The organism is Oleispirillum naphthae, assembly GCA_027864655.1.
Lineage (GTDB): Bacteria > Pseudomonadota > Alphaproteobacteria > Rhodospirillales > Rhodospirillaceae > Oleispirillum > Oleispirillum naphthae.
In genome coordinates this window covers 159,632-173,082 of record JAQAZG010000005.1, presented here as the reverse complement: position 1 = coordinate 173,082, position 13,451 = coordinate 159,632, and the positions used below count along the sequence as shown (strand labels likewise).

13 protein-coding genes are annotated in these 13,451 nt (G+C 69.1%); 2 read left to right on the top strand and 11 right to left on the bottom strand.

Features of this window, described 5'->3' with window-relative positions; translation table 11 throughout:
* Window positions 1-85: 85 nt before the first annotated feature.
* The 6 genes from O7R11_RS07615 to O7R11_RS07590 all read right to left on the bottom strand — a co-directional run bounded on the left by O7R11_RS07615 (window position 86) and on the right by O7R11_RS07590 (window position 7,221).
* Window positions 86-826, bottom strand: a complete 741-nt coding sequence (locus O7R11_RS07615; protein WP_337996907.1) for an ABC transporter permease — start codon at window positions 824-826, stop codon at window positions 86-88.
* The gene (locus O7R11_RS07610; protein WP_337996906.1) at window positions 823-1,659 is read right to left on the bottom strand and encodes an ABC transporter ATP-binding protein; all 837 of its coding nucleotides are present in this window, start codon (window positions 1,657-1,659) and stop codon (window positions 823-825) included. Before O7R11_RS07610 ends, O7R11_RS07615 begins: the two co-directional genes overlap by 4 nt.
* Before the next feature lie 85 nt (window positions 1,660-1,744).
* Window positions 1,745-2,254 (bottom strand): nitroreductase family protein, encoded by a 510-nt coding sequence (locus O7R11_RS07605; protein ID WP_337996905.1) that lies wholly within the window; start codon window positions 2,252-2,254, stop codon window positions 1,745-1,747.
* Between the two features lie 361 nt (window positions 2,255-2,615).
* A complete protein-coding gene (locus O7R11_RS07600; protein ID WP_337996904.1) occupies window positions 2,616-4,016 on the bottom strand; it encodes an efflux transporter outer membrane subunit in 1,401 nt (466 codons plus the stop codon).
* Window positions 4,013-5,959, bottom strand: coding sequence for a MacB family efflux pump subunit (locus O7R11_RS07595; RefSeq protein ID WP_337996903.1), 1,947 nt, complete (start codon window positions 5,957-5,959; stop codon window positions 4,013-4,015). The genes O7R11_RS07600 and O7R11_RS07595 overlap by 4 nt, the downstream gene beginning before the upstream one ends.
* On the bottom strand, window positions 5,959-7,221 hold the full coding sequence (locus O7R11_RS07590; RefSeq protein WP_337996902.1) for an efflux RND transporter periplasmic adaptor subunit: 1,263 nt from the start codon (window positions 7,219-7,221) through the stop codon (window positions 5,959-5,961). The genes O7R11_RS07595 and O7R11_RS07590 overlap by 1 nt, the downstream gene beginning before the upstream one ends.
* 176 nt (window positions 7,222-7,397) lie before the next feature.
* On the opposite strand from O7R11_RS07590, the gene O7R11_RS07585 reads away from it, so the two are divergent.
* The gene (locus O7R11_RS07585) at window positions 7,398-8,060 is read left to right on the top strand and encodes a response regulator transcription factor (RefSeq protein WP_337996901.1); all 663 of its coding nucleotides are present in this window, start codon (window positions 7,398-7,400) and stop codon (window positions 8,058-8,060) included.
* A complete protein-coding gene (locus O7R11_RS07580; RefSeq protein ID WP_337996900.1) occupies window positions 8,060-9,337 on the top strand; it encodes an ATP-binding protein in 1,278 nt (425 codons plus the stop codon). The genes O7R11_RS07585 and O7R11_RS07580 overlap by 1 nt, the downstream gene beginning before the upstream one ends.
* Before the next feature lie 177 nt (window positions 9,338-9,514).
* On the opposite strand, the gene O7R11_RS07575 is transcribed toward O7R11_RS07580, so the two are convergent.
* The 5 genes from O7R11_RS07575 to fliD all read right to left on the bottom strand — a co-directional run bounded on the left by O7R11_RS07575 (window position 9,515) and on the right by fliD (window position 13,336).
* A complete protein-coding gene (locus O7R11_RS07575) occupies window positions 9,515-10,000 on the bottom strand; it encodes a hypothetical protein (RefSeq protein WP_337996899.1) in 486 nt (161 codons plus the stop codon).
* A 24-nt stretch (window positions 10,001-10,024) separates the two neighbouring features.
* Entirely contained in the window at window positions 10,025-10,486 is a 462-nt protein-coding gene (locus tag O7R11_RS07570; protein WP_337996898.1) for a hypothetical protein, read from the bottom strand.
* A gap of 30 nt (window positions 10,487-10,516) precedes the next feature.
* Window positions 10,517-11,083, bottom strand: coding sequence for an RNA polymerase sigma factor (locus O7R11_RS07565; RefSeq protein WP_337996897.1), 567 nt, complete (start codon window positions 11,081-11,083; stop codon window positions 10,517-10,519).
* 127 nt (window positions 11,084-11,210) lie between these two features.
* Window positions 11,211-11,639: a flagellar export chaperone FliS gene (locus O7R11_RS07560; protein WP_337996896.1), complete on the bottom strand. Its 429-nt coding sequence runs from the start codon at window positions 11,637-11,639 to the stop codon at window positions 11,211-11,213.
* Window positions 11,640-11,662: 23 nt separating this feature from the next.
* The gene (gene fliD, locus O7R11_RS07555; protein ID WP_337996895.1) at window positions 11,663-13,336 is read right to left on the bottom strand and encodes a flagellar filament capping protein FliD; all 1,674 of its coding nucleotides are present in this window, start codon (window positions 13,334-13,336) and stop codon (window positions 11,663-11,665) included.
* Window positions 13,337-13,451 lie beyond the last annotated feature (115 nt).

Below are 13,451 nucleotides of genomic sequence, written 5' to 3'. Positions count from 1 at the left end.
CTCCCTCGCCTTGCGCAGCATGAGACCCCCGATTACGACGCGGCGCAGCGGAGAGTCAAGAATGTTACGATATAGCGCGGCGGATTCAGTCCCGTGCGCGGCCGACGCTGACCAGCGCGGCGGCGAACACCGCCACGCCCACCGCGGCAAGCACCGCGAAATGCGCCCACAGCGCCGGCTGGCCGAAGGCGTCGGCGCGGATCGCCTGGGAGGCGTGGGTGAGCGGCAGCGCATAGAGCAACCCCTGCGCCCACTCGGGCATGCGGTCGAGCGGGAAGAAGGTGCCGCCGAGGAAGGCCATCGGCGTGATCACGAAGGAATTGAGCAGCGCCTGGTCGCCGTGGCCGGTGACCAGCATCGCCAGCAGCACCGCCAGCGAGGCGAAGGCGAAGGCGTTGAGCGCCGCCGCCAGCCAGAACCACGGCCCGGTGTGCAGGGAGACGCCGAACGCCGCGCCGAGGCCGAGGATGACCAGGACGCCGAGCAGCGCCCGCGTCATCCCGGAGAACACCTCGCCGAGCACGTAGGCGACATTCGAGATCGGCGCGGACTGGAACTCCTCGAAGATGTGGAGGTAGAAGCGCGCGATGTTGATCTCGGTGGCGGTGCCGTAGGCCTGGGTCATCGTCGTCATCGCCACCAGGCCGGGCAGCAGGAACTCCAGGTAGGTGTGGCCGTCGAAGCGCGCCTCCGTGCCCATCGCGGTGCCGAACGCCACCAGATAGAGCACCGGCGAGATCGCCACGCCGACGACGTAGCGCTTGAAGCGCCGCTTGAGCAGGATCATCTCGCGCAGGAAGACCGCGCCCAGGCCGTGCAGCATCATCGCACCGTCTTTCCGGTGAGGGTGAGGAAGGCGTCTTCCAGGTTCACCCGGCGCAGCGTCAGGCAGCCGTCGCACGCCGTCACCGCCCGTTGCGCGGTTTCGTGGTCCGGGAAGTACTCGGTGTCCATGCCGCCCTCGGAAAGGCGGTCGAACGCCCACGCGCCGACGCGCGCCATCAGCGCCGCCGGGGTGTCGAGGGCGCGGATCTTCCCCCGGTCGATGAAGGCGACGCGGTCGGCGAGGAACTCCGCCTCCTCGATGTAGTGGGTGGTGAGGAACACCGTCGTCCCCTCGCCCTGGATGGTCTTGATCAGCGCCCAGATGCGCCGCCGGATGTCGGCGTCCAACCCCACCGTCGGCTCGTCGAGGAAGAGAATGCGCGGGCGGTGCATCAGCGCGCGGGCGATCATCAGCCGCCGCTTCATCCCCCCGGAAAGGGTGGAGACCAGGCTGCCGGTGCGCTCCGCCAGGCCCACGTAGTCCAGCAGTTCCGCGGCGCGCGCCGCGCGGGAGGGCGCATCCATGCCGAAGAGGCGGCCGTGGATGTCCATGTTCTCGGCGAGCGTCAGGTCGTTGTCGAGGTTGACGTGCTGCATCACCACGCCGCACTGCCGCTTCGCGCCGATCGGATCGGTGCGGATGTCCGCGCCGCCGAGGCTCGCGCCGCCGCCGGACAGCCGGGTGAGGCCGGTGAGAATCTTGATCGTGGTGGATTTGCCCGCGCCGTTGGGGCCGAGATAGGCGAACAGTTCCCCGGCTTCGACGGTCAGGCTGACCCCGTCCACCGCCGCGAGCTTGCCGTAGCGTTTTTGCAGATTGTCGATGACGATCATCGGCAGGAAGACCTCCCCCGGAGGGTGCGGGCGCACCTCCGTGTAACGGTATAGCCTTGCGGAATCGTCCCTGTCAACGCCGCGTCTACCAGCGGTCGAGGTGGATGCGCTCGGACTTGAAGCGCTCCGAGGGTTCCTTCCGCTCCGCCGGATGGCCGACCGCCACCAGGCAGAGCGGGCGGATATGATGCGGCAGGTTGATCAGGCGGGAAAGCCCCTCCGCCCAGGCAATGCGCGGGTGCAGGCCGCACCACACCGCGCCGAGGCCGAGCGCATGCGCGGCCAGCAGAATGTTCATCGCCGCGGCGCTGCAATCCTGCACCCAGAAGCCCTCGTGCTTTTCCAGGGTGACGTCGGCGCACACCAGAATGGCGAAGGCCGCCTCCGCCATCATCCGGGTATGGGGCTGGATGTCGGGCAACTGCGACAGGATGGCGCGGTCGGTGATCTTGACGAAGTGCCAGGGCTGGGCGTTGCCCGCGCTGGGGGCCGCCATCGCGGCGCGGAACAGGACGGCGGCATCGGCCTCGGAGACCGGCTCGCCGGAAAAACGCCGGATGCTGCGGCGCGTCATCAGGTTTTCAAGAGCGTCCATGGAGAACCTCCGGTCTGTCGCGCGATCGGGGAAACGGTTGCCCCATTCTAGAGCCGGTCGGGCGTGAATGGAATTCGACCGGCGCCGGAAAAAACAAAAACTTTGCGAGGGGACTCGGTCCCCTCGCGCACCCCATGAGTTTTTTCGCCGCGCAGCGGCAGGCAATGCGTTCGTTGCAACCATCGCAAGCTTATGGCGCTACGCGCAAAAACAAGATGTTATGGGGAGCGCGAGGGGACCACGGAGAACGCCAAAAGGCGTTCGTAGGGACGTTGCCGCAGGCAACGGTCCGAGGCGGAGCCGAGGATGAGGAAAACGCCTTGAGCGTTTTCCGAGCAAGTCCCTCCGGAAGGTTTTTGCCTCACTCCGCGGCGAGGCGGCCGGGCGGCAGGGTGGCGGAGCCGCCGAGCGCGCGGTAGAGGGCGATGCGGTTGGCCAGGCGGTCGTAGCGGTTGGCGAGCAGCGACTCCTCGGCGGTGCGGCGTTTCTCCTGCACGTCGAGCCAGGATTGCAGATCCACCGCCCCGGCGCGGTAGCGCACCTCGTAGAGTCTTTCCGCCTCCTGTGCGGTGGCGAGGGCGCGGGCGAGCTTTTCCCCTTGCAGCGCCAGTTGGCCGCGCGAGGAGAGCGCGTTTTCCACATCCGCCAGCGCCGCATAGAGGGTCTGGCGGAAGTCCGCCACCGCGGCGCGGTATTCGGACTCCGAGACCTTGATCGTGCGGTTCATCTCCCGCCAGTTGAGGAACGGCAGGACGAGGCCCGCGCCGAGGCTTCCCACCGGGTTGCGCAGCACGTCGGTGAGCGCGACGCTGGAGCTGCCGAGGGCGCCGGTGAGCGAGAACGCGGGGAGGAAGCTTGCGCGCGTCGCGTCGGTTTCCGCCAGGGTTTCGGCCAGCCGCGCCTCGGCGGCGCGGATGTCGGCGCGGCGTTCCAGCACCTGGGCGGGCAGCCCCGGCGCCACCGGCGGCGGGTCCGCCGCGGGCAGGGTGGCGCGCGGCGCCTTGGCCGCGGCGGGCGGCGCGTCGAACAGGATGGCCAGCGCGTTTGCGGTTTCGGTCAGGCTCTGGCGGTAGGTGGTGTCCGCCGCTTCCTGGGTGCGCAGGCTCTGCTCCGCCTGTAGCACGTCGAGGCTGGAGACCGCGCCCGCGGCGTATTTCGCCCGGGAGAGGTCGAGGGTGCGCTGCGCATAGGCGATGCTGTCGGCCGAAAGCGCCACCCGCTGCCGCAGGTAGACCAACTGCCAATAGAGCTGGGCGGTGGTGGCGGCGACGCCCTGCGCCGCATCCGCAAGGTCGAGGGCGCTCGCCTGCGCCTCCAGGTCCGCCGCGTCGCGGCTGCGGGAAAGCGCGCCCCAGGGGTCGGGGTCGAAGCTGAGGGCGGCGCTCACCTCGGCGCTGCGCGTCGTCTTGCGCGGGTCCGAGAGGGTGCGCTTGCGGGCGAAGTCGCCGCTCGCGGACAGGCTGGGGTAGAGGTCGCCCTGGGCGAGGTCCGCCTTCAAGCGGGCCTGGACCAGCCGCTCCGCCGCCACGGTGAGGTCGTTGTTGCGCAAGAGCGCATCGGCCACCAGGGCGTCGAGGTCGGCGTCGCCGAACTCTTTCCACCAGTCGCCGGAAAGCGCCGCGGTCTTGGCCTCCGCACCGGCGTAGGCGGCGGGCAGGGTGAGCTGCGGCCGCGCGTAGTCGGTTTCCAGCAGGGCGCAGCCGGAGAGGCCGAGGACCGCGAGGGCGGCGATGCCGCCGTGAAGTGTGCGAAATCCGATCATTCCCGCGCCAAAGCCTCCACCGGGTCGAGGCGCGCCGCGTGCCGCGCCGGGAGAAAACCGAAAGCCACGCCGATCGCCGTGGAGCAGCCGAAGGCCGCGGCGATCGACCATGCCGAAATCACCATCTGCACGCTGCCGCCGCTCTTCGCCACCAGGGCGTAGATGAGGAAGGCGAGCCCCACGCCGAGCACGCCGCCGAGCAGGCAGACCAGCACCGCCTCGATGAGGAACTGCTGCATGATGTCCGACTGCCGCGCGCCGACCGCCATGCGCACGCCGATCTCGCGGGTGCGCTCGGTGACCGAGACCAGCATGATGTTCATCACCCCGATGCCGCCGACCACCAGGGAGATCACCGCGATCGCGGAGACCAGGAGAGTCATCGTCGCCGTGGTCTTGTCCACGGTCTGGCGGATGGTGTCGGTGTTGATCACGAAGAAGTCCTTGGTGCGGTGGCGCGCCTGCATGAAATCGACGATGCGGCTTTCCGCCACCTTGGTGTCGGTGGTGTCGTTGACCCGCACGGTGATGCGTTGCAGGTAGGTCTGGCCGAGCACCCGGTTCATCGCCGTGGTATAGGGAATCCACACGTTCAGCGTGTCCGGATTGCCGAAGGCGGCGGTGCGCGCCGCAGTGACGCCGATGATCCGCGCCGGAACGTCGCCCAAGAGGATCACCTCGCCGATCGGGTCCGCATCCTCGCCGAAGATCTGCTTCAGGGTGTTGTCGTCGATCACCACGTCCTGGCTGCGGCGCTGCACGCTCTCCTCGGTGAAGGCGATGCCCGAGGCCATCTCGTAGCCGCGCACCCGGAAGTAATCCGGCCCGACGCCGTTGACCTGGCCGGTCACCGCGATGTTGCGGTAGCGCAGGGTGCGGCTGCCGCCGACGCTGGGGGTGACGCTGTCCACGTAGTCCTGCAGCTTCAGCGCCGCGGCGTCGCGCGGCACCAGGGTGCGCACCCGTCCGGAGCGGGTGTCGCCGAAGTCCTTGCCCGGCAGGATGTCGATGGTGTTGGTGCCGATCGAGCTGATGTCCTTGAGGATCTTCTGACGCGAGCCCTCGCCCAGCGCCACCACCGAGACCACCGAGGCGATGCCGATGATGATGCCGAGCATGGTGAGGAAGGTGCGCAGCCGGTGCGCGGCCATCGCCAGAACCGCCATGCGGAAGGCCTCCGCCGCGCGGTCGGCGCGCGCCCGCCAGCCGTCGCCCGCGGTCGGCGGCTCGGCCATCCGCCGCCGCGCCGCCGCGCCGGTCTCGCTGCGGTCGGCGAGGATTTCGCCGTCGCTGATCTCGATGATGCGCTCGGCGTGCGCCGCCACCGTGGGATCGTGGGTGACGATGATGATGGTGTGGCCCTCGGCGTGCAGTTCCTTCAGCAACGCCAGCATGTCCTCGCCGCTCTTGCGGTCGAGCGCGCCGGTGGGCTCGTCGGCGAGAATGACGCGGCCGCCGTTGACCAGGGCGCGCGCCACCGAAACCCGCTGCTGCTGGCCGCCGGAAAGCTGGGCGGGGGTGTGGTCGAGGCGGTCGTCGAGGCCGAGGCGGACCAGCAGGTCCACGGCGCGGGCGCGGCGCTCGGCGCGGGCGCGCCCGGCATAGACCGCGGGCACCTCGACATTGCCCACCGCATCGAGGATGGAGAGCAGGTGGTAGCGCTGGAAGATGAAGCCGAAGTGCTCGCGCCGCAGCTCCGCAAGCTGGTCGGGGGAAAGCTCGCGGGTGTCGCGCCCGGCGACGCGGTAAGCGCCGCGGGTCGGCCGGTCGAGGCAGCCGAGGATGTTCATCAGGGTCGATTTGCCGGAGCCGGAGACGCCGACGATCGCCACCATCTCGCCCGCCTCGATGGTGAGGTCGAGTCCCTTGAGCGCGGCGATGGTCTGGTCGCCCGAGGGGTATTCCCGCCACACCCCGTCGAGCCGCAGCAGAGGTTCGGCCATCAGAACAGCCTCCCCATAGGCGACCGCGGCTTGAAGCTTCCCGCCGCCGCGGCGGCGAGCGCGCGGCTGCTCACCACCCGCTCGCCGGCGGCCAGGCCTTCCACCACCTGGGCGGTGACGTGGTTGTTGATCCCCACCTTGACGCGGCGCTTCTCGACGCTGCCGTCCTCCTTCGCCACCTGCACCGTATAGAGGCCGTCGCGCCCCGGCGCGCCGAGAATGGCGGCGGGGATGGTCACCGCCTGCTTCGCCTCGGCGAGCACGATGGAGACCTGCGCGGTCATCGCGATGCGCAGCTTGCGGCCCGGATTGGGCACGTCGAACAGCGCGTTGTAATAGATCGCGGTGTTGCTGCTGGACGACGAACTGGACGACGAAGTGGTGCTGGTGGTGGTGCTGCTCGCGGTGCCGGAGGAGGCGTTGCAGCTGTTGCTGAAGTTCTCCGAGGCGGGCTCGATGGCGCGCACCTTGGTGTAGTAGCGGTTGTCCGGCTCGCCGAGGATGGTGAAATAGACGGTCTGCCCCGGCGCAACCCGCGGGATGTCCGCCTCGGAGACCTCGGCGCACACCGTCATGGTGTCGAGCTGGGCGAGCTTGAGCAGGGTCGGCGTGGTCTGGTTGGCGTTGACCGTCTGGCCCTCGTCCACCGCCACCGCCACCACGGTGCCGGAAATCGGCGCGCTGATGCGGGTATAGCCGAGGTTGACCTTGGCGGTGTCCACCGCCACCTTGGCCTGCTCGATCTCGGCGTCCAGCACCGCCACCCCGGCCTTCAGGGTCTTGAGGCCGGCCACCGCCGCCTCGTAGTCCTCGCGCGAGCCCGCGTCCTGCTTCAGCAGGCGGCTCTGGCGCTTGAAGGTGAGTTCCGCCTGCTCCAGCGAGGCGAGCTTGGCGGTGCGCTGCGCGATCACGCTGGCGAGCGCCGCCTCGGCGTTGCGCAGGGCGTTCTGCTGGGTCAGGGAGTCGATCTCCACCACCGGCTGGCCCTCGGAAACCGCATCGCCGAGGTTCACCTGGATCGCCTTGATCTGGCCGGAGACCTGCGCGCCGACGTTGACCTGACGCGCCGCCTGCAACGTGCCGTCGGCGAGCACCGTGTCCTCGATGTCGGCAAGCGCCGCGGCGACCGTCGGCGGCGGCGGCTCGCGCCCGCCCCACAGCATCCGCGCGCCCACCGCCAGCACCGCCACCGCCGCTGCGGCCACGGCGACGCGACGCCACGTCAGCTTCGCCCTCCAGGCCTGTCCTGCCGATTCGCTCACCGGATCCTCCTCGCTGGAAAAAACCGCCGCCACGCGGGCAACCGAAGCCAATATAGCTTCGCCGCAGGCGCGCCGCCGTCAAAACAGCGGCAAGGAAGTGTAAGCGCGGCGTAAATCCTTCCAGGTGTTGCGCGAAGCGTGGCATGAGGGATTATCTTGAAGGCGGAGGAAAAGACATGGCGACTCTGCTGTTGATCGACGACGACCGCGAACTCGCCGCGATGCTGACCGAATATCTGGCCGCGGAAGGGTTCACCGTGTCGGCGCGTCACACCGCGCAGGCGGGCATCGCCGCGGCGCTCTCCGGCGGCTTCGCCGCGGTGATCCTCGACGTCATGCTGCCCGACCGCACCGGCATCGACGCCCTCAAGACGATCCGCGCCGAGAGCCGCATTCCCATCCTCATGCTCACCGCGCGCGGCGACGACGTGGACCGCGTGCTCGGCCTGGAGATGGGCGCCGACGACTACCTGCCGAAGCCCTTCTTGCCGCGCGAACTGGTGGCGCGCATCCGCGCGGTGCTGCGCCGCACCGCCGAGCCCGCCGCCGCCGGGCCGCTGCTCCACGGCGGCCTCAGCCTGGACGCGCCGCGGCGCGAGGCGGCGCTCGACGGGCGCCCCCTGGACCTCACCGCCACCGAGTTCAACCTCTTGGAAATCCTCCTGCGCGAGCGGCCGCGCGTCGTCACCAAGGACGAGCTTTCGATGCGCGTGCTCGGCCACCCGCGCCGCCCCTACGACCGCAGCATCGACGTGCACGTCAGCAACATCCGCCAGAAGCTCGGCACCGTCGCCATCGAGACGGTGCGCGGCGTCGGCTACCGCATGGGAGACGCCTGATGCGGGTGCGGCTGTTCTGGAAGATTCTCCTCGGCTTCTGGCTGACCTTCTTTTTCATCCTGGAGGCGGCGTGGGTGTTCATCGCATTCTACCGCACGCCGACCACGCCGCCGCGCGTCGCCGCCCTGCCCAACGCCATCACCATGACGATGACCGCGGCGGAAACCGCGGTGCGCTGGGGCGGCATCGAGGCGCTCTCGGAGATGCTGTCCGTCTGGCCGGACGTCACCCGCAGCCGCCTGCGCATCGAACCCCCAGCGGGCGAGGCGCCGCAGACCCCCGGACTCTATGTGCGCGACGTGGCGGACCCCGGCGGCGCGGTGCACCGCCTCGTCTACGACGTGCGCGACGTCTCCCGCCACCGCGGCCCCTTCGACATTCCGCCAGACATCCTGACCATCGGCGCGGTCGGCGGCCTGCTGTTCAGCATCGTCCTCGCCTGGTACCTCACCCGGCCGATCCGGCGGCTGCGCGGCGGCTTCGAACGCCTCGCCGGGGGCGACCTCGGCGCGCGGCTGGCCCCCTCGATGGGGCGGCGCAGCGACGAGATCGCCGACCTCGCCCGCGACTTCGACGCCATGGCCGCCCGCCTGCAGGAGCTGGTGGCGGCGCGCGAACGCCTGCTCCACGACGTCTCGCACGAGTTGCGCTCGCCGCTGGCGCGGCTGCACCTCGCCGCCGAACTCGCCCGCCACTCGCCGGAGCGCATCGACGACGGGCTCCGGCGCATCGAAGCCGAGGCGCGCCGCCTCGACGACCTGGTGGGAGAGCTGCTCTCCCTGTCGCGGGTGGAGATCGGCCAGGATGCGGAGCCCGACTATTTCGACCCGCGGGAGCTCCTGCTTTCGGTGGTTTCCGACGCGCGCTTCGAGGCGCAGGAATCCGGCGTCGCGGTGGCGGAGCGCATCGGCCCGCTGCCCGAGCCCGCCCCCACCGTGGTCGGCCACGCCGAACTGCTGCGCCGCTCGCTCGACAACATCGTGCGCAACGCCCTGCGCTTCGCCGGGGGGACCGTCACCGTCGGCCTCGCCGCCGATGCGGCGCGCCGCGTCTACGTGATCTCCGTGGAGGACGACGGCCCCGGCGTCGCGCCCGACACCCTCTGCCGCATCTTCGAACCCTTCGTCCGCGGCGGCGGCGGCCAGGGCTACGGCCTCGGCCTCGCCATCGCGCGGCGAACCATCGCCGCCCACGGCGGCGAAATCGCCGCCGCCAACCGCCCGGACGGCGGCCTCGCGGTGACCATCACCCTGCCCTTCGGCCCCGCCGGGGAATAAAAAACCGACCCTTCGCGGAGGACCTGAGGCCCTCCGCACCTCCCCCTTAGGTTTTTCGCCGCGCAGCGGCAGGCAACGCCTCTCGTTGCCATCGCACGGGTTTATGGCGCTGCGCGCAGAAATCAAAAGTTATGGGAGGTGTGGAGGGTCCGCGACCCTCCACGAAGTTTTGGAGTTTTACGGCCGCGGCGGCGGGCCGGAATCGAGGCAGGCGCGCACGCTGTCCATGCGGGTGCGGATCGCCCGGGCGAAGGCCTCGCGCGCCGGGCGGTCGAGCGCCGCGATCATCTCCGTGAAGGTGGCGCGCAGGGCGTCGATCTCGCGCTTGCGGCGTTCCTCGAAATTCGGGTCGGCGAAGGGCCGGTCTTCCGGCAGGCGGCCCTCGACGAAGGCGCGCAGAATGTCCTCCGGCCGCGGCTGCGGGCCGGGCGGCGGCGCTTCCATGCCCTGGAAATTCCGTTTGAGAATGGCGAGCGCGCGGGTGCGGTCCGCACCGGAAAGCGCGGTTTCCGCCGCCTGCAGAAGATCGCGCTGGATGCCCGGGCGCGGCCCCACCGGCGGCAGCATCGGCAACCGCGGCGCCATCGCCGTGAAGAAGAACCCGGCCCCGACCCCGATCAGGAGGACGTTCACGGCTAGGGAAGCGATCAGCCATCGTTTCATCGAAACCGCCTCAGGCACCGAACCTCAGTTGACACCGAACACCGTGAGCGTGCCGGTCCAATCGCTCTCGGCGGTCGCCGTCAGGCGCTGCTGCCCGACGTAAAGGCCGACGCCGAGAAGAATGCCGCAGGCGAGGCACGCCACCCACAACCCCGCCAGCGGCCGCACCAGAACGCCGATCCCTACGGCGCGATCCGTCGAGGCCGGGCGCGCGGGCGCGCGCGGCAGCTCCCGCGCCTGGCGCGGCAGGGGGTCGTCCGGCAGGTTGTCGAGAATGGCATCGGTGAGGCTCTTGCGCCGCGCCTCCGTCAACGCCGGCTCGGCCGCCGACAGCAGGATGTCGAGTTCCTGCGCCTCCGCGAATTGGGTCCGCGCGGGTTCGGAATCCTGCAACAGCTTCTGGGCCGCCTGGCGGCGCGCATGTGGCCAGCGCGTCAGGTCGGCACCGTAGGTATCGAGCAACGCCCGGAATTCTTCTGGCGTCATGATCCCTCCGAATCGCCACGTCCTGTGGCTTTATTTAAGCACGCTTCTCAGCTTTTGCCGCCCCCTCTTCAGAAGGGACTCCACGGCATTCAGCCGCAGGCCCATAATCTCCGCAACCTCGCCTGCCGTCAAACTTTCGTGGTAATAGAGGGTGATCGCGGTTCTCTGCTGTTCCGACAGATGATGCATCGCGGCGCGCAGGCGCGTCGCCTCCTCCCGCTGCACGCACTGGGCGAGCGGGCCGGGCGCGTCGTCGGCGATCTCGGGGACCTCGTCGATCGAGGTGGAACGGGCGCGGCGGGTGTGGTCGATGCAGCGGTTGACCGCGACGCGGTAGAGCCAGGTGCGGAAGCGCGCCTGGCCCGGCGTCCACTGGGCGCGCGCGGTCCACACCTTGAGGAACACGTCCTGGGCGATGTCCTCGGCCTCCGCCGCGCCGACGATGCGCCGCGCGGTGCCGATGATGCGGTCGATGTGGCGGGCGACGAGCAGGCGGAAGGCCTCCTTGTCGCCGTCCTGAACGCGCAGCATCAGCGCCTCGTCGGTCATGTCCTCCGAAGTCGAACCCGGCCCTACCTTGACGGCGATCTCGTCCATCCACGTCCCCGTGGCGTGACTGTCGTCAACGGCTGCGGTTCCGCCCATTCCGCTCACTGCATTCACCGTTATGATCCCGTTTTAACAGCCGCGCTCCCCGCCGTCACTCGGCAGTATCTGCCTGGAACTAGGCAGATTTTTCCGCCGCCTCGACGACCAGGGAGGGCACCCCCGCAATCGCCGCGAAGGCCTCGCGCATCGCCAGGACCTGGCGTTGCACGCTGCCGTAGCGCAGCTCCGACTCCGGGGACTTCGCCTGCTTGGCACGGTGCAGCTGCACGATCGTGGTCTTGTAGTAGTCGTGCAGCATCTCGGCGATCGGCCTGGCCTTGGGGTCGGTCTGGTTGAGCGCCCCGTCGAGGCCCTGCAGGATCTTGGTGGCCGCGATTATGGCATTGAATTCGCCTTCGAAATCGTCCTGAAGGCAGGCCGCCTTGGCGTGCGCCACCGCGCACAGGACGGAATCGTAAAGCTCCACGATGATGCGCAGGGGCGTCTGGGTGCGGCGCGCCGCGCCGTAGGCCTTGGCGCCCATTTCATGGATGTTTCCGGTCATGGATTTCCCCTCCATTACAGATGTCATGAATCGTCATCGGATCCGAACAGGGCCTCGATCAGCGCCAGGGAGGTTTCCGCCTCCTCCATCGCCGTCTGCAGCTTCGCGTAATACTCAACGAGGTAGTCGTAGTAAGCGTCCGCCCGTTCCTCGATGCGGTCGCGCTTGTCCTGCTTGGTGCCGATGGTGCTTTCGAGCGAATCGATGCGGTTCCGGATCCGGCCGTCGTCCTCGTCCACGTAGCTTTCCAGCGTCGCCACCATCTGGTCGGCGAGGCCCGCTTCGACGGTCAGGGTGATGCTGTCGGTGGTGCCCGCGTTGTCGCCGCCGCCGGTATAGACCAGGCGCAGGCCTTCGTAGGCGGTGCCTTCGACGCCCTTGAGCGTCTGGTCGCTCACCTCCAGCGCCACGCCGTCGATGGTGGCTCCGGCGACGTTGCCGTCCGCATCCACCGTGATCTCCACGGTATAGGCGCCTGCCTCCATGTCGCCCGCGATGTCGCCGACGTAGAGGTCGGAATCGGACACCGAAGTGCTCTGCTGGAAGAACGCCTCCGCCACGTCCGCATGCTGGATGAGGAACTCCTCCAGGGCGTCCTCGTCGATTTCGAGGGTATTATCGTCGGCGTAGGTGATGCCCATGTCGGAGAGCATGTAGGTTTCGCCGTCCACCTCCACCGAGGAGCCGAGCAGCGCATAGAGCGCCGAATTGGCGGAGCGCAAGAGGCTGTCGCCGAACAGCACCGCGTCATCCACGGCGCCGTCGGAATCGGTTTCCTGGTTAATCAGGGCGAAGGAGCGGTAGGTATTGTAGGCGTCCACCAGAGCCTCGATCGCCTCGTAGACGCTGTCCAGGTCCTGGCCGACCTCGAGCGTGATGGTGCTGCCCGCGGTGTCGTCGTAGAGGCTGATCGACACGCCGGGGAGCACGTCCTCGATGTCGTTGGACGAACTGGTGACGGTGACGCCGTCGATGGTGAGCTCCGCCAGCCCCGCCGCCTGCAGTTCGTCGGCAAAGTCGCCACTGGAATCGATGATCCCCAGGTCCTGCAGTACCGAGCCGCTGGTATCGGTGGCGGCGATGCTCTGCCCGGTATCGGCGGAAGTGAGCACCAGGGTATAGCCGGAATCGCTGCTCTTGATCAGGGTGGCGGTGACGCCGCTCTCGCCGCTCACGTCGTTGATCGCCTCCGCGATATCGGCGAGCGACATGTCGGAGGCGATGACGATGCCGGTGGCGGCGCCGCTGTCTTCCGAAAGGGTGAGGGTGCCTTCATAGCCGAGCGCCGCGGTCTTGTCGGTCACCGCGTCGGAGGCGACCTTGTGGGCGGTGGCGAGGCTCTTCACCTCGATGGTGTAGACGCCGAGCTCCGCCTCTTCGGTGACGGTGGTGCCGATCACCTCGCCGGGGTCGGAGATCGACGACGACGACAGATAGGCGGAACGCTGCGCGAACACCGAATCGTCCGCGGCGGCGGACAGGGTTTCCGCCGCGTCCGACAGGTCGGTGAGGTCGGACAGCATCTCCTCGTAGCCGGAAACCTCGGACTCCAGCACGTCGATCTGGTCGTCGATCAGGTAGGCGTTGGCCATCTTGACCTCGTACGCCTCCTCGATCAGCGAGGCGTAGTCGAAATCCGACGACCCGGTGCCGGTGATGTAGGTGGTGCCGCTCGCACCCGTGACGATCGTGGACATGGCGCCTTTCCTCCCCGGCAAACGGGATGGAGGGGCCGGACAGCGCCGCACGCGGCGCGAAGGAGGGGAGCGTCCGGCCACCCCGGGGCGTCGGGCGCCCGCCCGTCAACCGGGC

Excerpts from the sequence above, each read along its gene's own strand:
- O7R11_RS07615 (WP_337996907.1), bottom strand. The coding sequence starts at position 826 with ATGATGCTGCACGGCCTGGGCGCGGTCTTCCTGCGCGAGATGATCCTG.
- O7R11_RS07610 (WP_337996906.1), bottom strand. The coding sequence starts at position 1,659 with ATGATCGTCATCGACAATCTGCAAAAACGCTACGGCAAGCTCGCGGCG.
- O7R11_RS07605 (WP_337996905.1), bottom strand. The coding sequence starts at position 2,254 with ATGGACGCTCTTGAAAACCTGATGACGCGCCGCAGCATCCGGCGTTTT.
- O7R11_RS07600 (WP_337996904.1), bottom strand. The coding sequence starts at position 4,016 with ATGATCGGATTTCGCACACTTCACGGCGGCATCGCCGCCCTCGCGGTC.
- O7R11_RS07595 (WP_337996903.1), bottom strand. The coding sequence starts at position 5,959 with ATGGCCGAACCTCTGCTGCGGCTCGACGGGGTGTGGCGGGAATACCCC.
- O7R11_RS07585 (WP_337996901.1), top strand. The coding sequence starts at position 7,398 with ATGGCGACTCTGCTGTTGATCGACGACGACCGCGAACTCGCCGCGATG.
- O7R11_RS07580 (WP_337996900.1), top strand. The coding sequence starts at position 8,060 with ATGCGGGTGCGGCTGTTCTGGAAGATTCTCCTCGGCTTCTGGCTGACC.
- O7R11_RS07575 (WP_337996899.1), bottom strand. The coding sequence starts at position 10,000 with ATGAAACGATGGCTGATCGCTTCCCTAGCCGTGAACGTCCTCCTGATC.
- O7R11_RS07570 (WP_337996898.1), bottom strand. The coding sequence starts at position 10,486 with ATGACGCCAGAAGAATTCCGGGCGTTGCTCGATACCTACGGTGCCGAC.
- O7R11_RS07565 (WP_337996897.1), bottom strand. The coding sequence starts at position 11,083 with ATGGACGAGATCGCCGTCAAGGTAGGGCCGGGTTCGACTTCGGAGGAC.
- O7R11_RS07560 (WP_337996896.1), bottom strand. The coding sequence starts at position 11,639 with ATGACCGGAAACATCCATGAAATGGGCGCCAAGGCCTACGGCGCGGCG.
- fliD (WP_337996895.1), bottom strand. The coding sequence starts at position 13,336 with ATGTCCACGATCGTCACGGGTGCGAGCGGCACCACCTACATCACCGGC.